This window comes from Citrobacter sp. LJND-P06 (genome assembly GCF_058188415.1).
The window spans coordinates 1,625,708-1,644,599 of the sequence record NZ_CP187317.1; the positions used below are offsets into that span (position 1 = coordinate 1,625,708).

Genomic DNA, 18,892 nt, shown 5'->3' on the forward strand with positions numbered 1-18,892 from the left:
TTGTTACCACTGGAGTAGACTAGGTAGTTACAATTGTTTTTTCAGAACAACAAAAAGGAGTCGGGATGAACGCACAATCCCAGGCCAAATCACCAGAAACCTTGCGCGCTATGGTCGCCGGGACGCTGGCGAATTTTCAGCACCCCACCTTGAAGCATAATCTGACAACGCTTAAAGCGTTGCATCACGTTGCCTGGATGGATGACACGCTGCACGTTGAGCTGGTCATGCCGTTTGTCTGGAACAGCGCGTTTGAGGTGTTAAAAGAGCAATGTAGCGGCGACCTGCTGCGGATCACGGGCGCAAAAGCGATCGACTGGAAGTTGTCGCACAAGATTGCGACGCTTAAGCGCGTGAAAAACCAGCCGGGTATTAACGGCGTGAAGAACATTATCGCGGTCAGTTCCGGTAAAGGCGGGGTGGGCAAATCGTCTACCGCGGTGAACCTGGCATTAGCACTGGCGGCGGAAGGGGCGAAGGTCGGCATTCTGGATGCGGATATTTACGGCCCGTCTATTCCCACGATGCTCGGTGCGGAAAACCAACGTCCAACGTCACCTGATGGCACCCACATGGCGCCGATCATGTCTCATGGGCTGGCGACGAACTCTATCGGGTATTTGGTGACAGAAGATAATGCCATGGTATGGCGTGGTCCAATGGCCAGCAAAGCGCTGATGCAGATGTTGCAGGAGACGCTGTGGCCTGACCTGGATTATCTGGTGCTGGATATGCCGCCGGGAACCGGTGACATTCAATTGACGCTGTCTCAGAACATTCCGGTGACGGGTGCTGTGGTCGTCACAACCCCGCAGGACATTGCGCTTATCGATGCCAAAAAAGGCATTGTGATGTTCGAGAAGGTCGAAGTGCCTGTGCTGGGCATTGTTGAAAACATGAGTATGCACATCTGTAGCCACTGTGGTCATCATGAGCCGATCTTCGGCACGGGCGGCGCACAGAAGCTGGCGGAGCAGTACCGTACTCAGTTGCTGGGACAGATGCCGCTGCATATTAGCCTGCGTGAAGACCTCGATCGGGGAACGCCGACGGTCATTAGCCGTCCTGACAGTGAATTCACAGCGATGTACCGGGAACTGGCTGACCGTGTTGCCGCGCAACTGTACTGGCAGGGCGAGGTTATTCCGGGCGAAATTGCCTTCCGTGCGGTCTAATATTCGCTAAGTTACGTCACTCATCCGTTCGCCACATCAATAGTAATTGGGTGTGGTGAACGTTTTTAACCTGCCATATTTTCCGTTTCGCTTATCTTTTTTTAAAGGTAACGCACATGTGCGATATCAAAACGCAACGCGAAGTAAGCCAGGGGAGAGCGCGTAAGAATGGATTTGCGGTGAATAATAAAGAAAACGGTTTCTGAGTTCCCCCTCCGAAAAGAGGGGGAAAATTTGATTATCGATGATAAAAAATCTCGCCGTCGTAGGCTTTCACGATTTTGCCATCGGTATCGTTGACCAGAACGTAAGCGCTGCCCATATAAGTCCAGTGAGTTCCCGCATCCGGAGCAGGCAGGTTGCGCAGTTGCCACTGTTTAATCTTGTACTCATCAGTAAGGTACAATTGCGGGACGGTATCCCCGGGTTTGAAATGGGTGAAGTCGGCAACAAATCCGCTTAATTCGTACTGAGCGATGCCTGTTTTGGCTCCTGTAGCGGCCCAGACGGTGCTGGTTGCTATCATCAGGGCGCCCATCAACATCATTTTCTTCATACCCATATACTCTCCACTTTCCACTCTATCGGGTCACAAAATTTAGCCGTGTATCATTCCCACTGCGTGGTATGTGTGACAAGCATTTTTTTGTAATTACACCTATTATTTCGTAAAAAGTGTAAACGAAAGTGGCAATAAACGGTATCACTCACCCGTAGCCCTTTTTGTGAACAGTGGTTTTAAGAATCATCCAGGTCAATTTTCGGTTTGCATCGCATGATGCAGACGGCGTCGCTCGATATCCTTGTTAAAAGCAGGTGATTAATGATTTTATTTTATTATTGCTCATCCTTAAGCGTGTTATTGCTTATTTTGCATATCCAGCAAACTGGTCATTCTTCATTACGGCAATTTTATGATTTTTATAGGTAATGATTTTATAGATCCCTTGTTGCCATGTGGCGCCGTATCCCCCTGATTCAATCACCGCCGCCGGTTTATCATCTACCGTCACGCTCTCATTAACTTTCCAGACGATCTTTAAACCGTCATAGTGGCGGATGATTGTTTGGCTATCAGAAGCAGCCTGGTGATGACCACAGGTACCGGCAGCATCCTCGACTTGCGTACAGCCCGATTTCTCCAGCTTATCGCGATAAGAATGGCTGATAGCAAAAGCCGGAGAGCTGGCCAGCGTAGTCAGAACCAGAGATATAATCAGCGTTTTCATTAATAGCCCTCGCTATTGGCGTTTTTGTGATGGTGGTGAGTCTGCTCGGTTTTATTACTGTACAGCGCGTTGGCATTTTCTAACGCTTGTTTCTCCGCCGCGGCGTTAATTGCCGATTGATGGTTTTGATCTGCGATATAACAAGCATCACGACTGACGCCCTGAGACTCACATTCCGCCATACGAGAAGCCGCGGTCGAGCAGCCACTCAAAATAGCGCACGTGGCCGCCAGAATAAGAATACCTTTCATCATATACCTTTACTTATTTGAAATATGTCTTCATGCCATCCCCTGTTTTATAAAGGGGAGTGCCAGTATTAGAAACCGATGCCCACGCCCGCACCCATTGCAAAATCATTATTGGTTGAATCGCTAATGCCTGCTTTGATAATGGTGCTGCTGCCTGCGTGGAAAGAGGCGCCAACGCTTAACGCTTGTTCATTTTTAAAAGAACCCACACCCGCAGAAACCATCATGGCCTGGCTTGCCTGAACCTGTGGCATTGACGCAATTGCGATCGCTGAAGCTGCGCCGCTACGGGCCTCTTTTTTGTTATTGTCGACTTCATCTTTTAACGAATTGAACTGCGCATTGCTGTTGGCTTGCTGTTGAGCGAAAAACTTTTTCGCATCCTGAAGGTCTTGAGCGACATTTGCCGATTGCTGCGTGGCACTCGCAATCGCCTGGCTATTACTGGCAACTTTCGATTGTGTCGCGGTATCGACTTTCGTCACTGTGGTGGTGACGCCATCGCGCCCGTCTTTGCCATCTTTTGGTTTAGGGGCATCTTCGAGCGCTTTAATGCGGTTGTCTTCGTGAATATTTTGATTCAACAACGCATGATTCACTTGTTGCTGGTCGTCTTTGTTGGTGGTGATTTGCGTTTGCAAATTCTTATCCCCACTTAAGCGGTTAGCCGTTTCACTATCAACAGTACTTTGATCCGCTTTGGTGTTGAATAAAATACCAATTTGATGATTATTCGAGGCAATTTGGCCAGTATGTAAATCGGCTTGGGTTTGAACATCATCCACTTTTTTGTTTACGACAATGACAGCATCTTTCGTACTGTTTAAATCAGCATCAACGGAAGTAATGCGGTCGGTATTATTTTGAATCTGATCCAGATCGTATGTTTTAACCGACTCATCAACCCCTTGAACAGCGATAAAGGTATTTGTACCGTCCATCGTACCGATATAACCAACGCTGGCAGCATGAGCAGAAGAAATGGCGAGGGCGCTAAAAACAACGACAGAAACTGCAGATTTAACAAATTTCATTAAAACATTCCTACGAGAAATTAACATAAGTGTTTTTACTATTATTTTTAAGCGTTGAGACGATCTTTGTCTCTTCCAGACAATATCTTACCGAGAGGTGACTAATTTCCTTTTTTAGTAACGCGAATAAACTATCCAGCAACGTGATAGGTTAAACCTTGACGCAGATCACGCATGGCACGAATAGCTAAAGTTTGGGGGGTGAAAATCTACTGTTATCCAGCTCAATAGAAGATTAGAGAATAAACGTAATGAGTATTGAATTATATTTAATCTAAGAATGAACTGTATGTAACCAAGGTTATTATTTCTTTCTGATACTTTATTTTGTTTTTTCTGATTTGCTATTTTGAATTTTATTGATGATACGTGGTGTTAATATTTTAGATAGAGTGGTTCTATTAGGTGGCTTAAAGTGGGGTAAGTGATATTGATATGTAAAAAATATGCATGATATTAATCACGGATAGTATGCTCCATAACGTCATCGTTACGCTTTAATGAATGCAAGAAGGTGTTTTTTTGGATGAAATATTGACGGTAAAAATGGGCATGATGCGTGCTGGCGTCATTTACCGTTTATGCTTTCTTGCTGACCCTGAAGCAGGGCTGGATATCAGCCTGCCAGCGAGGGCTTGCAATCGCCAACTGCTTTCCTTACTCTGTTAATAATCAAGCGATTTGTACTACTAACGACTCGGGGTGCCCTTCTACGTGAAGGCTGAGAAATACCCGTACCACCTGATCTGGATAATGCCAGCGTAGGGAAGTCTGACACTGCTCGTGTCTCATCTTCTTCACGCGGGCAGGAGCTGAACATGCAGCCTGACCTGCACAGCCGCGCTCTGGCGGCTCATACCTTGCACCAATTTCGAACACTTTCTCCCCTCACGCACTGTATGACGAATGACGTCGTACAAACGTTTACGGCGAACACATTGCTGGCGTTAGGCGCTTCACCTGCCATGGTGATTGAACCTGAAGAAGCGGGCCAGTTTGCCGCCATCGCGAGTGCGCTTCTGATTAATGTCGGAACACTGACACAGGCGCGCGCCCAGGCCATGCGCACGGCGGTGGAGCAGGCGCGTATGGCCAATACCCCCTGGACGCTTGACCCTGTCGCCGTGGGTGGACTCGATTTTCGTCGTCACTTTTGCCTTGCGTTGTTGGCGCTGCAACCTGCCGCTATTCGCGGGAATGCGTCTGAAATTCTTGCGCTTGCCGGAATGTCTGCGGGCGGACGCGGAGTGGATACTACCGATACCGCCGCCTCGGCGTTACCTGCCGCACTTGCCCTGGCGCGTCAGTGCGGAAGCGTCGTGGTGGTGACGGGTGAGGTGGATTACGTGACCGATGGTCAACGCACCGTTTGTGTCACCGGTGGTTCTCCCTTGATGACGCGTGTCGTAGGCACGGGGTGTGCTCTCTCCGCGGTGGTGGCGGCCAGTTGCGCATTGCCGGGGAATACGCTGGACAATGTCGCCTCCGCCTGTAGCTGGATGAAACAAGCGGGTGAAATGGCAACCGCTCGCAGTCAGGGGCCTGGCAGTTTTATTCCCGCTTTTCTTGATGCTCTCTATAACCTGAATGCGGAGGAATGCGCATGAAACGGATAAATGCTTTAACCATTGCGGGCACGGATCCCAGCGGCGGTGCGGGAATTCAGGCCGATCTGAAAACATTCTCGGCACTCGGTGCGTATGGTTGCTCCGTCATTACCGCGCTGGTTGCGCAAAATACGCGCGGCGTTCAGTCGGTCTACCGAATTGAACCCGATTTTGTCGCGGCGCAGCTTGATTCTGTGCTCAACGATGTGCGAATTGATACCACCAAAATAGGTATGCTGGCGGAAACCGATATCGTTGAGGCGGTAGCCGAACGTTTACAGCGCCATCAGGTGAAAAATGTGGTGCTGGATACCGTCATGCTGGCAAAAAGTGGCGATCCGCTGCTTTCGCCTTCCGCCATTGAGACGTTACGAACCCGCTTGTTACCGCAGGTATCGATTATTACGCCGAATTTACCTGAAGCCGCAGCGCTGCTGAACGCTAACCATGCCCAAAGCGAGCAGGAAATGCGGGAGCAAGGTCGTGCGCTGCTGGCGATGGGCTGCGGCGCGGTGCTCATGAAAGGGGGGCATCTGGACGACGCGCAAAGCCCGGACTGGCTGTTTACGCGCGAAGGCGAGGTGCGTTTTACCGCCCCCAGGGTGAACACCAAAAACACCCATGGCACGGGTTGTACGTTGTCGGCGGCGCTGGCGGCGCTGCGTCCTCGTCATCAAAATTGGGCCGAAACAGTGCAGGAGGCAAAAAGCTGGCTTTCTGCGGCGCTGGCTCAGGCAGATACGCTGGAAGTGGGTGAGGGGATTGGGCCAGTACATCATTTCCACGCATGGTGGTAATGGTAGTATACTGGCAACAGACTCGTCTGCCAGGAAAAAGATAAATGGAACAATCGCATACCCGGCTGATTGCGCAACTGAACGAACGAATTTCAGCGGCGGATAATATGCCGCTTTACATGAAGTTTGCAGAAACGGTCAAGAATGCTGTGCGTAGCGGTACTCTTGAGCATGGCAATATTTTGCCTGGTGAGCGTGATCTTAGCCAGTTGACCGGCGTTTCGCGGATTACGGTTCGTAAAGCGATGCAAGCGCTGGAAGAAGAAGGGGTGGTGACCCGTGCGCGCGGGTACGGGACGCAAATCAACAATATCTTTGAATATTCCCTGAAAGAGGCGCGTGGTTTTTCTCAGCAGGTGGTGTTGCGCGGTAAAAAGCCCGATACGCTGTGGGTCAATAAACGCGTCGTCACCTGCCCGGATGAGGTGGCGCAACAACTGGCGATTGCGAGCGGAAGTGATGTCTTCTTGCTAAAACGCATTCGCTACGTGGATGAAGACGCGGTTTCTATTGAGGAGTCATGGGTGCCGGTACATCTTATTCATGACGTGGATGCCATTGGCGTCTCACTGTATGACTATTTCCGCAGCCAGCACATTTTTCCCCAGCGTACGCGTTCTCGCGTGAGCGCCCGTATGCCGGATGCTGAGTTTCAGTCACATATTCAGATGGACAGCAAAGTGCCGGTGCTGGTGATAAAGCAAGTGGCGCTTGATCAACAACAACGGCCCATTGAGTACAGCATCAGCTACTGTCGAAGCGATCTATACGTTTTTGTGTGCGAGGAGTAGTTCTTCGCGCCGTGGCGCACAATCTCCCCCGCGATGCCCAACCACCCAGGATGCCACTGCGTTACCGAGCAGCACGGCATCCGCCAGTGACCAGCCGGATGACAGTCCGGCCAGCACGCCTCCGGCATGGCTGTCGCCTGCGCCGATTGTGTCTACGACCTCGACCGGAAACGCCGGGACGCAGCCCGCAGCATGTTGGCTGAAGTACCATGCGCCGTCTTTATCGTGGCGCACGACCACCGGTGCTGAAAACCGCGCCAGCCAGTCAGCGCCAAAGGCGGTCATTTCGGTACTGAGTTCAAAACGTTCGGCTGCGATTTCAGCCTCCTGGCGGTTGAGAGACACCAGAGGACGCAGCGCCATAATCCGTGACATTAATGCGTCAGGAATATCTCCAATGCGTGGGCCAAAATCGATAAAAGGCGTCACGTCGTCCAGACTTTCCAGCCAGCATACCAGCCGTTCACCGCACGGGGCGGCAAGCTGATAGCCACAGAGATAGAGCAAACTCTGGCGGGGGATGGACAACTGCGCCAGCCAGTCGCTATTCCACTGGTTTTCTACGCCGCTGAACGACATAAAGGTGCGCTCGCCATCAGGCTCCACCAGGGCCAGACACCAACCGTTATCGCCTTCGGCGTTGTCGATAAGACTCTGTAAACCCTCTTTTGCCATCCGGCTACGGATAATGTCGGCCCATACGCCCTGGCCCAGCGGCAGGGCATTGCTGGCTTCAATCCCCAACCGCTTTAAGGCCACGGCGATATTCAGCGCGCAGCCGCCAACATGCACGCCCTGTTGTTTTAGCTCAATGTCGCAGCCGCGCCAGGGCAGCGCCCAGGCATCGGCAATCACGTCAATGACCGCCGCGCCAACCACAGTCACCGGACGGCGGGTGGTCAGGGTCGGCAACAGATCTCGCAGGTGTGCGGCATTCATGATACCTCCCGCATTTGACGCAAGCGTGTCAACCCGGTGGCGTAGTGAGCAAAATCAAGCTGATTAACCGCATCCAGTTCTTGTTTCAGGTCAGGGGAGATAGCCGCAATACCGTTTAATGCACCGCAAATGGCGGTCGCCATTGCGCCAATGGTGTCGGTATCGCCGCCGAGGTTGGCGCAGAGGATCGCGCAACGATTCGGGTCGGTCTGCGCCAGCTCCACCATCGCGATGGCGCAGGGCACGGATTCAATGGTGCTGGTGCCCGCCCCAACAACCTGGTAGAGCTGTTCGCTGGCGGATTCAACACCGTTGGCTTCACGAACGATTTTCAACGCCAGTTCCAGGCGGGCCGAGAGCGAAGCGCTAAAAGTGGTGATGCGTTTTTGCTGGGCGTGATGGGCGATGGCAGGCAGTGAGTCGACAATTCTCTCCCAGGGCTCGCCGTCAATGGCGCGAGAAATCGCCCACGCGACCACCACGGCGCCAGCCACCGCGAGATCGGACTTATGCGTTGGACTGGAGGCCAACGCCACCTCATCGATAAAGGTATCCAGACAATGCGTCGGTAACAGGCAGCCTAACGGTGAGACGCGCATCGCCGCGCCGTTAGTGACGCCGTTGTTCTCAAGCTCCGCAACCGGTTTACCGTTGCGGATGGCGTTAAGCGCAATTTTGGATGTTGGGCCCAGCACGTTTTTGTTGAAAGCGTCAAAGCGTTCCGCCCACGCCAGAATGTTTCGCCCGATCAGGTCAGGATTAATTTTTCCCTCGCATTCGAGCAGAGCATCCGCCAGGCACAGCGCCATGGAGGTATCGTCAGTAAACTCCGCCCGATTAAAATAACAGGCGGCGTTGTTCTCCTCCGGGCCCGGCAGAAAGCGGTCAATCCAGCCAAAATGGGCTTTCACGCGTGTTCTGGGCCACAGTTCCGACGGCATTCCCATCGCATCTCCTAATGCTTGCCCGTAAAGCGCGCCGAGAATACGTTCAGCTTTCATTTTACTTCCCCTTGTGTCAGTGCAATATCGCGATCGTCCACGTTAATCGCGGTGATTTCCTTATCGGATTCGCGAAAGAAAATCATAAACAGGACGGCAATTACCGCGATCATCACCGCGCCAAATGTCCACATACCCGCCCAGTTGAAGGTAAGACCGTTTACAGGCTCTTTATACGCAAACATCTTTTCCATCATCATGCCGCCGAGTCGATAACCCAGCAGACTGCCAAACCCCTGGCAGCAGAGCGTAATCAGCCCCTGAGCCGCCGTACGCATATGAACGGGCGCTTTTTTGTCGACATAGATGTAGGCCGTTACGTAGTAGAAGTCGTAACTCACCCCATGAAGCAGAATACCGAGGAACAGTAGGGCGTAAGTGAAGTATTCTTCTGCGCCGCCGTAAATAAAGAATCCATAGCGAATGGCGGCGGTGATAAGACCAAGCAATAGAACCTTTTTGATACCAAAGCGTTTGGTAAAGAAAGGCAATGCCAGCATAAAGAAGATTTCAGAGAACTGACCAAGCGTCATCCAGCCGGTCGCATTCTGCATACCCACTTCTGTCAGATAGCCATTGGCAAAGATGTAGTAAAACGCCAGCGGCATGGCAAACAGGAATGAACAGAAGAAGAAGACCAGAAAGTTTTTATCACGCAGCAGGATAAGCGCGTCCAGGCCCAGCATCACTTTGATATTCAGCTTGCCGGTGCTTTTTGGCGGCGTATCCGGCAGGAAGAGGGCAAAAACGCCCAGCAATGCTGAACTGCCCGCAGTGATAAGCAGCGGAATGTTGGTCGGCGAGATATCGCTATAACCCAGCATTTGCGGTAAGAATCCACAGGCCAGGCCAGAGGCTATCCAGCCGATCGTCCCCATCACGCGGATGCGCGGAAAGTCGCTTTCAACGTCCCCAACGTTGGAAAACGCAATGCTGTTGGTTAATGCGATAGTCGGCATATAGGTGAGCGAGTAGGCCAACAGCAGCGGGAAGAAGCCGGAAAATGTGGTTTGCTGCGCGGCAAAATACATCAACACGGCGCCTGCAAACATCAGCACGGCTAACACTTTTTGCGCGGAGAAAAAGCGGTCAGTTAACGAGCCGACGAGGATAGGGGAAAGAATAGCAGCGATGGCGGTACACGCGTAAGACCAGCCGATTTCTCCGGCGGTAAAACCACTTTTACTCAGCCACAGCCACAAGGGGACGAACCAGGCGCCCCAGATAAACCATTCAACGAACATCATGAACGACAGCTTCACTGTAGTTTTCATCTTTAAATCCTTCATGACAGGTAAGGTACGCTCAGACACTACCATTAAATAATACCTTTAAAATACCTTTGAGCTGCAAATTTGACCGCTGTAACACTTTTTCGTACGTGAATCGTGCCAGCAGATAGCGCTGAAAAGTGCCTTAAAGTTGGAAAAAATACCCACCTGATACCAGGCTTATGGCTGCCCGCAAAAAGGCGGGTCAGGACAATACACACTCCGATACGCAATCGGAATGACGGGAGCATAGCTATGACTGATATTGCGCAGTTGCTTGGCAAAGACGCCGACAACCTTTTACAGCATCGTTGTATGACCATTCCTTCTGATCAACTTTATCTGCCCGGACATGACTACGTTGACCGCGTGATGGTTGATAATAATCGCCCGCCCGCTGTCCTGCGTAACATGCAGACGCTGTACAACACCGGGCGTCTGGCAGGAACCGGATATCTCTCCATTTTACCTGTCGATCAGGGGGTAGAACACTCTGCCGGGGCGTCCTTTGCGGCAAATCCACTTTATTTTGATCCGAAGAACATTGTGGAACTGGCTATTGAGGCGGGTTGTAACTGTGTGGCCTCCACTTATGGCGTACTGGCGTCGGTATCACGACGCTATGCGCACCGCATACCGTTCCTCGTGAAACTCAACCACAACGAGACACTGAGTTACCCCAATACCTTTGATCAAACGTTGTATACCAGCGTCGAGCAGGCATTCAATATGGGCGCGGTGGCGGTCGGCGCAACCATCTATTTTGGTTCGGAGGAGTCGCGTCGCCAGATTGAAGAGATCTCCGCCGCCTTTGAGCGTGCGCATGAACTGGGAATGGTAACCGTGCTCTGGGCGTATCTGCGCAATTCTGCTTTTAAGAAAGACGGCGTGGATTACCATGTGTCTGCCGATCTGACCGGGCAGGCCAACCACCTGGCGGCCACCATTGGCGCGGACATCGTGAAACAGAAAATGGCGGAAAACAACGGCGGCTATAAAGCGGTTAACTTCGGCTATACCGACGATCGCGTCTACAGCAAGCTTACCAGCGATAACCCCATCGATTTAGTGCGTTACCAACTGGCGAACTGCTACATGGGGCGTGCGGGGCTGATTAACTCCGGTGGTGCTGCAGGAGGCGAAACCGATCTCAGTGATGCGGTACGTACTGCGGTTATCAATAAACGTGCAGGCGGCATGGGCCTGATTCTGGGGCGCAAAGCCTTTAAGAAATCAATGACAGACGGCGTGAAATTGATCAATGCCGTACAGGATGTCTATCTGGACAGTAAAGTGACCATCGCCTGATGTCACGCATTCCTCTCCCGCGGTGGGAGAGGAATGTCTACCAGGGCTTCAGCGAAGTAAAGGGCAGTCTGGTGGCAAGCGGCAGCGCAACGCAGCGGGCAGGATCTCAATGTGAAACTGTTGACCGCTGAGCGGTTCACCGTCCAGGTTAAAGGTTATTTCGTGTGGCGCTTGAATATCAAACCACGATGACGTGCCGTCGATGATGTTCGGGTTTTCCTCGGGTTGCTTCAGCGTCGAAAACAGCGCAGGGAGGAGTTCTTCGCCCGTGAAGATCCGCAACTGTAAAAGCCCATCATTAATGAGCGCCTGCGGGCAGAGCTGCTGTCCGCCGCCAGCCTGACGTCCATTTCCAATGCCAATCACCAGCGCGTCGCCTTGCCATTGAAAGTTTTCGCCCCGGATTTCGCAACGGTCTGGTTTAAGGGTATCCATCCGCATCAACCCATGAATAAAGTACGACACGCCGCCCAGCGCCGCTTTCAGTTTTTCTGGCGTTTCGGTCGTGATCCGCGTACCGAATCCCCCGGTCGCCATATTGATAAAACAGGTTTTATCATTGACCTGCGCCATATCGATTTCAACCGCAGTACCCGCGATGGCCAGCTTGAGGGCGTTGTCCAGCGCGTCAGGAATTCCCACGCTGGTAGCGAAATCATTGGCGGTGCCGAGCGGTAAAATCCCGAGGGCAGGGACGTTTGTCCCCTGACACTGGATGAGCGCGGTAGACACTTCATTGATCGTGCCGTCACCGCCCCCCGCGATAACAGTCTCAACACCTAACTGACGGGCCTCTTCGACATAACGTTGCGCGTCGCCTTTTTCCCAGGTGACGCGCACGTGGATCTCTACGCCTTCATTACGCAGCAACGCAATGGCTTCGCGCAGAAGCGGGTTACCCGCGCTTTTGCCATTCAGGATCAGTAAGCTGGCGGGAAATTTTGCCATCCGTTATCTGCCTTTTTCATTAATCTGTTGAAAGTGTAGAGCAGAACGGGAAAGAGAGGTTCAGAACAGGATGAAATACCGATGCGTTGATTCAGGATTAAGTGCAACTCACCGTGAGTAATGAGCGGCTTTCGCCTTTGACGATGTTACCTGACATGACGGTCGGTAAAGTGCCAACAGCGGAAGTTTGTAAGTTCGCACTACATTAATTATTAGAAATCAGGTCGATGCGATTGTGGTTTTTTTCGCGAATGATAGCATTGGGCTTTTTCCATCAGGTGCAGGGCAGTGAGCGAAGCGAAAACAATTAAAGGGATCGAGGTTCAGAGAAGTGATAAGGAACTTGAAAACCTCCTAAGCGCCTGGGTCAAAGCAATCGTACGTTATACCACTGCCAATGAGTACGATAATCCCTGGTGGTACAACGAAAGGGCTTCGCTAAGCGTATTGGCTGGCGCGGCATGGACTCTCAAAAATTGGCTTGCCCTGGAAGAATTTTCGACATTGAAGCGTCACCGCACCCTTGAGCCAGGTGTCGATAGAGGCTCGCTGCGACACGGTCGTTGCGATCTATTTGTGCAGTCCCCGAACACGAGCTTTGCAATTGAGGCGAAGCAGACAGTGCAGTCGATCGGTGCTCGTTCCGATGGTTATACTTTTACTGAGCGTGCAATGCGAGAGGCCTGGGCAGACTCCGGTGACTTGAGTAACAGGGAGGCATATCGTCGATTCGCTGTCACTTTCATCGTTCCCTATATACCAACGAGCGAAGTGCTGATCAACGAGGATGGCGAGGAGAAAGTGTGTCCGAGAAAAGTGGAGCGAGCGATTAAGGATTGGTTAACCGATCAGGCTGGTTTTTTGGGTGCATCCATGAAACGTACCGACTTCGCCTTCATCTTCCCGCAATTAGGTAATCAGCATTATTCGCTGAATGGAAAGCACTATCCTGGTGTAGTCATAGTGTTTGAAGAACGCTACCGCGCGCATCGCCTTCAAACGGTAACTGAGGAGCAAGTCTTCTGACCGATTTTGTTAATTTACCGCATCGACCGGTTTTATTTGAAGCCGAAAGCGTACTTCATCAACATTCATTTTGGACCGCTTGCTGCCTGACATGAAGGGCGGCATCGTGCCAGGCGCGGGCATAGCTGTTTCATCCAAAGCCGTAGTTGAAATGTTTGCAATAACCATTCAAACCTTGAACGCAACTCGCCTTTGCTTATAGCAGTCTATATGATGCCCGGCTGGTTAGCGGTGCTATTCCCATGTAAGTCGACCAGGTAGAAAATAGTCATTTAAAGCTCCATTAATGAATAAAAGCGTATTTGCCGAGGGTGCAATGAGAAAAATAGAAGTTGTTGCATACAATACCCAGTGGTTAAGTCTGTTTGCTGAGGAGTCCGCTCTGCTGCGAACTGCACTTAAAAAGAAGATTTCGGGAATCCATCACGTCGGGAGCACTTCGATACCTGGTATGGCAGCAAAACCCGTTATCGACATTTTACTGGAGGTCGTTGATCTTGACGCTCTGGATAACTTAAATCCCGCAATGGAAAGCGCCGGTTATATGGCACGTGGAGAATACGGGATTCCAAATCGCAGATATTTTTCTAAGGGTGGGGAGCAACGCAGTCACCAGGTCCATGCTTTTGTCATCAGCGATGAACACATCATAAAGCTTCTTGCGTTTCGAGATTATCTTATTAAAAATAAAAAGATAGCGAAGCAGTATGCTGAAATTAAACGTGCTGCGGCATTAGCAAGTGAAAACGATATTCGTCGCTATAGTGCTTTTAAGGCGGGATTCATTGAGCATCACCTCAGATTGGCTCTCATTGCTCATAAGCAAAAATAGTCTTCCAGAAAATGTCGTGAATCATTCTTTAAAGCCGTTCCCTGCTGCCAACAGATTATGTGCATTTTAGCCTTGCGAGTCAGCTCTTCGCTCACAACTGCCGTTTAGATTCTGTGCCTGGTTAACTGAGATCATCAGCAGGTCAACCTGCGCTGGACAGAATCACCTCAACGTTGGACTGACCACTAACCCCGTAAGCCGATGAGTAACCATCCATAAGGCGCTTCGCACAATGGGCTGTAGCGCTCTGTAAGCAGTGCAGCGGCAACTGTAATAGTCGGTGTTTTTGCCTGGATTATCACTTTTGTTTCTCTTGTCCTATGTATTATTGCTGCAGTTCAATATTGAGAGTAAAAAACAAAAGAACCAGAAAGAGTTTTTGAAATAGTTTATCCGCAATGTTAACTATTGATGAAATTAAAGTAACATCTCATAAAATCGGAATTTTTTATTTCTCGTAGACGAGAATTTACATATCATGATATAATGTGACAGAAAAACGTGCAGATTATTAACCTGCCGGTAATGTAAATAAATTTTTGAGGGGACTATTCCAGTGGGACGTAAATGGGCCAATATTGTTGCTAAAAAAACGGCTAAAGACGGTGCAACGTCTAACGTATATGCAAAATTCGGTGTAGAAATCTATGCCGCTGCTAAACAAGGTGATCCAGATCCAGAATCAAACTCATCTTTAAAATTCGTTATTGAACGTGCGAAACAAGCACAAGTTCCAAAACACGTTATTGATAAAGCAATTGATAAAGCCAAAGGTGGCGGAGATGAAACATTCGTGCCAGGCCGTTATGAAGGCTTTGGACCAAATGGTTCAATGATTATTGCTGAAACATTGACTTCAAATGTTAACCGTACGATTGCTAATATCCGCTCAATTTTCAATAAAAAAGGCGGGAATATCGGTGCGGCAGGTGCTGTCAGCTATATGTTTGACAATACTGGGGTGATTGTATTTAAAGGAACAGACCCTGACCATATTTTTGAAATTTTGCTTGATGCTGAAGTTGAGGTTCGTGATGTAACCGAAGAAGAAGGTAACATCGTTATTTATACCGAATCTACAGACCTTCATAAAGGAATTGCAGCTCTGAAAGCGGCTGGAATTACCGAGTTCTCAACAACAGAATTAGAAATGATTGCTCAATCAGAAATTGAACTTTCACCAGAAGATTTAGAAATCTTTGAAGGACTTGTTGATGCCCTTGAAGATGACGATGATGTTCAAAAAGTATATCATAACGTTGCAAATCTCTAATTATAAATTAAAGAAATCTGTCATTATGGCAGATTTTTTAATCTTATAACGCTGTTATAAAAACATATCTGGCCAGATGTTTTTATTATAAAAAATAGATAAAAACTGCTATCTCCAAAAAGAAATTATATTAATTTAAATCTCTGGCCTTAACTATCCATCCGGTATCCTCACGTTTAACCCTTTCATGTGAATAACACACGAATCTATCTCCTTTAATATTTTATACCCCGGGATCGGGTTCTTATCGCTGATGTTGCTCATCATTTCGACTAACCCTTGATGAAATATTTTAATAATGAGGGGGAGGGACGTAATTCGTAATGACATTAATTAAGGAATGAGATATAACATGCACTGAAATTAACATTTTCATAACATTTCAGGGGTTGGTAAATGAAGCAAGTTGGTATTATTGGTTGGCGAGGAATGGTCGGTTCTGTTTTGCTACAGCGCATGGTGGAAGAGAACGATTTTCAGGGTATTTCTGCTCATTTTTATAGTACCTCCAGTGCGGGAATCGCCGGCCCAGTCATCGGGGGCGTTAGCTATACTCTCAAAGACGCTAACTCTATTGATGCGCTTGCAGAAATGGACATCATCATAACGTGTCAGGGCGGGGATTATACCAAGTCAATATATCCTGCTTTAATTGAACATGGCTGGGCGGGCTACTGGATTGATGCCGCCTCAGCGCTGCGGATGGATGAAAAAGCCTGTATTATTCTCGACCCCGTAAACCGCACAAATATTGATCGCGCAATCAAAGAGGGTATTAAACTTTTTGTTGGTGGCAACTGTTCAATTACGCTGAGTCTGATGGGGCTTGCAGGGCTAATAAAGGCTGACCTGATTGAATGGATGAGTGTGATGACCTATCAGTCGGCATCCGGTGCCGGGGCTAAGCATGTAAGAGAGTTAATTGCGCAAAGCGCTTATATAAGCAACTTTTTATCCAGCGATGAACTGACTTCTTCAGACTCAGTGCTTCCTTTAGTCAATAAAGTGAGTGAGTTGATTAACAGTACGGGTATGCCAATCCAGAACTTCGGTGCTCCTTTAATGGGCAGTATCATTCCGTGGATTGACAGTGACTTAGGGGATGGGAATAGTCGCGAAGAATGGAAAGGCGAGGCTGAAACCAACAAAATTCTTGGCCTTGCTCCCGGGACAATCCCGGTTAACGGCTTGTGTATTCGGGTCGGCGTGATCCGCTGTCACAGTGCTGCAATCACCATGAAACTTAAGCGTGAAGTCAGTGAATCAGAATTTATGGAGCTCGTTACGGGTGCCCACCCCTGGGTTAGCTATGTGCCAAATAACAAGGAAGAGAGTGTCAGTAAATTGACTCCCGCTCATATCAGCGGTTCTCTTCAGGTGGGGATTGGTCGTTACAAGAAAATGGCGCTTAACAATGAACCCATCTATTCAGTTCTGACAGTCGGCGATCAGCTTTTGTGGGGGGCGGCGGAACCTTTACGTCGCATGTTGAATATTCTGCTGGGTAAAGTTTGATTTATTGTATTTGAGCCATAAAAGTACCTGCTAAGCAGGTGCTTTTATAATACTGATAACGTGCAGGTGTTTAGTATTGGCTGATTATCTGTGCTGTTCACAAATCAGTATTTCCGCTCCCCGCAGACGTTCAAAACATAAGCGATAAGGACTCACAGGGCCGCTATCCCTTTAGATTCTCTAAAAATATCAAAGCCCCGCTTGAGCGAGGCTTTAGGTTTTGTTGTGGCCAATAAATAGATGTGACCCGAAAGGTATCTTTTTATTTTATTGAAGTATTTAAAAAAATACGCCTGCGTAAGGGAGATTACGCAGGCTAAGGAGGTGGTTCCTGGTACAGCTAGCATTTATGGGTTATGTTTTTCAGCGGATGGATAATACCCTTAATAAACGAAGCGGTATGTGATCGGTTTCTAAAAATCATTCCATCATGAAAAAATAACACGAATTAATTACTTAGCATGCGGGTTACGCGTGGATTCACCGGCAAAATTACGCATTAACAATGCATAGTTAAGGTCGATATCCTGCGGGATTGGCATCCAGACCGTGTAACCGTCACCAGGCGCCACCGGCATTGCTTCGCCTTTCGCATTTTCCATCTGCTCAAGGGTAAAGTTCACATTGCCTTGCGGCGTCATCAGCTCGAGGCTGTCGCCGACGGTGAATTTATTCTTCACGATTACCGCTGCCAGCTCACCTTTACGCTCGCCGGTAAACTCACCGACAAATTGCTGACGCTCCGAAACGGAGAATCCATACTCATAATTCTGGTAATCGTCATGAGTGTGGCGACGCAGGAAACCTTCGGTGTAACCGCGGTGCGCCAGACCTTCCAGCGTTTCCAGCAGTTGCGGGTCAAATGGACGACCCGCTGCGGCATCATCAATGGCCTTGCGATACACCTGCGCGGTGCGTGCGCAGTAGTAGTAAGACTTGGTTCGACCTTCGATTTTCAGCGAATGTACGCCCATCTGCGTCAGACGTTCAACGTGGGCGATGGCGCGCAGATCCTTCGAGTTCATGATGTAGGTGCCGTGTTCGTCTTCAAACGCGGTCATGTACTCGCCCGGACGCTGAGCTTCTTCGATCATGAATACTTTGTCAGTGGGCGCGCCAATACCCAGCGTCGGTTCAACGTTCTGGACAGGGATCGGTTCGTATTTGTGGACGATATTACCGACCGCATCTTCTTTCCCTTCCTGCACGTTGTATTCCCAACGACATGCATTGGTGCAGGTTCCCTGATTCGGGTCGCGCTTGTTGATGTAACCGGAAAGTAGGCAGCGGCCGGAGTAGGCCATGCACAGTGCGCCATGAACGAAGATTTCAATCTCCATTTCAGGCACCTGGCTGCGGATCTCTTCAATCTCTTCCAGCGACAGTTCGCGGGAGAGGATCACGCGGGTCAGTCCCATTTGCTGCCAGAATTTTACCGTTGCCCAGTTGACGGCGTTCGCCTGAACAGAGAGGTGAATGGCCATTTCCGGGAAGTGCTCGCGCACCAGCATAATGAGCCCGGGATCGGACATGATCAGGGCATCCGGACCCATTTCCACCACCGGTTTCAGGTCGCGGATAAAGGTTTTCAGTTTCGCGTTATGCGGGGCGATGTTAACAACCACGTAGAATTTTTTGCCAAGCGCATGGGCTTCGTTAATGCCGAGCTGCAAATTTTCGTGGTTGAATTCATTGTTGCGCACGCGCAGTGAATAACGCGGTTGGCCCGCATAAACAGCATCTGCGCCATAAGCGAAAGCGTAACGCATATTTTTCAGCGTTCCCGCCGGGGAAAGGAGTTCCGGTTTAAACATAGTTTTCTCGTTCTGATGACAGGTCAGATCCGTCCCAACGGGTGGGACGGTTAGGGGAGTGCCCCCACTTTAAGGGCGGGC

General features: G+C 49.8%; 19 protein-coding genes and 1 riboswitch. Of the genes, 10 read left to right on the top strand and 9 right to left on the bottom strand.

Annotation, left to right across the window (positions count from 1 at the left end; all coding sequences use genetic code 11):
* Positions 1-65: 65 nt before the first annotated feature.
* Complete coding sequence (gene apbC / locus ACO7SM_RS07770) at positions 66-1,175, top strand: iron-sulfur cluster carrier protein ApbC (RefSeq protein ID WP_490470341.1); 1,110 nt, start codon at positions 66-68, stop codon at positions 1,173-1,175.
* 238 nt (positions 1,176-1,413) lie between these two features.
* Here the strand turns inward: apbC and ACO7SM_RS07775 are convergent, their stop codons facing one another.
* From ACO7SM_RS07775 to ACO7SM_RS07790, 4 genes are all read right to left on the bottom strand, one after another.
* Positions 1,414-1,737 (bottom strand): RcnB family protein, encoded by a 324-nt coding sequence (locus ACO7SM_RS07775; protein ID WP_490470342.1) that lies wholly within the window; start codon positions 1,735-1,737, stop codon positions 1,414-1,416.
* 304 nt (positions 1,738-2,041) lie between these two features.
* Positions 2,042-2,404: a hypothetical protein gene (locus ACO7SM_RS07780; RefSeq protein ID WP_490470343.1), complete on the bottom strand. Its 363-nt coding sequence runs from the start codon at positions 2,402-2,404 to the stop codon at positions 2,042-2,044.
* On the bottom strand, positions 2,404-2,658 hold the full coding sequence (locus ACO7SM_RS07785) for a hypothetical protein (RefSeq protein WP_490470344.1): 255 nt from the start codon (positions 2,656-2,658) through the stop codon (positions 2,404-2,406). The genes ACO7SM_RS07780 and ACO7SM_RS07785 overlap by 1 nt, the downstream gene beginning before the upstream one ends.
* A 65-nt stretch (positions 2,659-2,723) precedes the next feature.
* Positions 2,724-3,689, bottom strand: coding sequence for a YadA C-terminal domain-containing protein (locus ACO7SM_RS07790; protein ID WP_490470345.1), 966 nt, complete (start codon positions 3,687-3,689; stop codon positions 2,724-2,726).
* A 522-nt stretch (positions 3,690-4,211) separates the two neighbouring features.
* Here ACO7SM_RS07790 and ACO7SM_RS07795 point away from each other — a divergent pair.
* From ACO7SM_RS07795 to ACO7SM_RS07810, 4 genes are all read left to right on the top strand, one after another.
* Entirely contained in the window at positions 4,212-4,358 is a 147-nt protein-coding gene (locus tag ACO7SM_RS07795; protein ID WP_490470346.1) for a hypothetical protein, read from the top strand.
* A 19-nt stretch (positions 4,359-4,377) separates the two neighbouring features.
* A riboswitch (TPP riboswitch) is annotated at positions 4,378-4,474 on the top strand.
* A 33-nt stretch (positions 4,475-4,507) separates the two neighbouring features.
* Positions 4,508-5,296: a hydroxyethylthiazole kinase gene (gene thiM, locus ACO7SM_RS07800; RefSeq protein WP_490470347.1), complete on the top strand. Its 789-nt coding sequence runs from the start codon at positions 4,508-4,510 to the stop codon at positions 5,294-5,296.
* On the top strand, positions 5,293-6,093 hold the full coding sequence (thiD, locus tag ACO7SM_RS07805; RefSeq protein WP_490470348.1) for a bifunctional hydroxymethylpyrimidine kinase/phosphomethylpyrimidine kinase: 801 nt from the start codon (positions 5,293-5,295) through the stop codon (positions 6,091-6,093). The genes thiM and thiD overlap by 4 nt, the downstream gene beginning before the upstream one ends.
* Before the next feature lie 44 nt (positions 6,094-6,137).
* On the top strand, positions 6,138-6,884 hold the full coding sequence (locus tag ACO7SM_RS07810) for a GntR family transcriptional regulator (protein ID WP_490470349.1): 747 nt from the start codon (positions 6,138-6,140) through the stop codon (positions 6,882-6,884).
* On the opposite strand, the gene ACO7SM_RS07815 is transcribed toward ACO7SM_RS07810, so the two are convergent.
* The 3 genes from ACO7SM_RS07815 to ACO7SM_RS07825 are packed head-to-tail and all read right to left on the bottom strand — an operon-like array spanning position 6,858 to position 10,098.
* Positions 6,858-7,823, bottom strand: a complete 966-nt coding sequence (locus tag ACO7SM_RS07815) for a PfkB family carbohydrate kinase (RefSeq protein ID WP_490470350.1) — start codon at positions 7,821-7,823, stop codon at positions 6,858-6,860. The genes ACO7SM_RS07810 and ACO7SM_RS07815 overlap by 27 nt on opposite strands.
* Complete coding sequence (locus ACO7SM_RS07820) at positions 7,820-8,824, bottom strand: ADP-ribosylglycohydrolase family protein (RefSeq protein WP_490470351.1); 1,005 nt, start codon at positions 8,822-8,824, stop codon at positions 7,820-7,822. Before ACO7SM_RS07820 ends, ACO7SM_RS07815 begins: the two co-directional genes overlap by 4 nt.
* Positions 8,821-10,098, bottom strand: a complete 1,278-nt coding sequence (locus ACO7SM_RS07825; protein ID WP_490470352.1) for a nucleoside permease — start codon at positions 10,096-10,098, stop codon at positions 8,821-8,823. Before ACO7SM_RS07825 ends, ACO7SM_RS07820 begins: the two co-directional genes overlap by 4 nt.
* A 252-nt stretch (positions 10,099-10,350) precedes the next feature.
* Here ACO7SM_RS07825 and fbaB point away from each other — a divergent pair, with 252 nt between their 5' ends.
* Positions 10,351-11,403 (top strand): class I fructose-bisphosphate aldolase, encoded by a 1,053-nt coding sequence (fbaB, locus tag ACO7SM_RS07830; protein WP_490470353.1) that lies wholly within the window; start codon positions 10,351-10,353, stop codon positions 11,401-11,403.
* A 48-nt stretch (positions 11,404-11,451) separates the two neighbouring features.
* Here fbaB and yegS read toward each other — a convergent pair whose 3' ends face one another.
* The gene (gene yegS, locus ACO7SM_RS07835; RefSeq protein WP_490470354.1) at positions 11,452-12,351 is read right to left on the bottom strand and encodes a lipid kinase YegS; all 900 of its coding nucleotides are present in this window, start codon (positions 12,349-12,351) and stop codon (positions 11,452-11,454) included.
* 288 nt (positions 12,352-12,639) lie between these two features.
* Here yegS and ACO7SM_RS07840 point away from each other — a divergent pair, with 288 nt between their 5' ends.
* The 4 genes from ACO7SM_RS07840 to asd all read left to right on the top strand — a co-directional run bounded on the left by ACO7SM_RS07840 (position 12,640) and on the right by asd (position 16,997).
* Positions 12,640-13,377 (top strand): hypothetical protein, encoded by a 738-nt coding sequence (locus ACO7SM_RS07840; protein WP_490470355.1) that lies wholly within the window; start codon positions 12,640-12,642, stop codon positions 13,375-13,377.
* 316 nt (positions 13,378-13,693) lie between these two features.
* On the top strand, positions 13,694-14,209 hold the full coding sequence (locus tag ACO7SM_RS07845; protein ID WP_490470891.1) for a GrpB family protein: 516 nt from the start codon (positions 13,694-13,696) through the stop codon (positions 14,207-14,209).
* A 556-nt stretch (positions 14,210-14,765) separates the two neighbouring features.
* Positions 14,766-15,482 (top strand): YebC/PmpR family DNA-binding transcriptional regulator, encoded by a 717-nt coding sequence (locus tag ACO7SM_RS07850; RefSeq protein WP_490470356.1) that lies wholly within the window; start codon positions 14,766-14,768, stop codon positions 15,480-15,482.
* A 396-nt stretch (positions 15,483-15,878) separates the two neighbouring features.
* Positions 15,879-16,997: an aspartate-semialdehyde dehydrogenase gene (gene asd, locus ACO7SM_RS07855; protein ID WP_490470357.1), complete on the top strand. Its 1,119-nt coding sequence runs from the start codon at positions 15,879-15,881 to the stop codon at positions 16,995-16,997.
* 452 nt (positions 16,998-17,449) lie between these two features.
* Here asd and trhP read toward each other — a convergent pair whose 3' ends face one another.
* Positions 17,450-18,811 carry a prephenate-dependent tRNA uridine(34) hydroxylase TrhP gene (gene trhP / locus ACO7SM_RS07860; protein ID WP_490470358.1) on the bottom strand — a complete coding sequence of 454 codons (1,362 nt, stop codon included), beginning with the start codon at positions 18,809-18,811 and terminating at the stop codon, positions 17,450-17,452.
* Positions 18,812-18,892 lie beyond the last annotated feature (81 nt).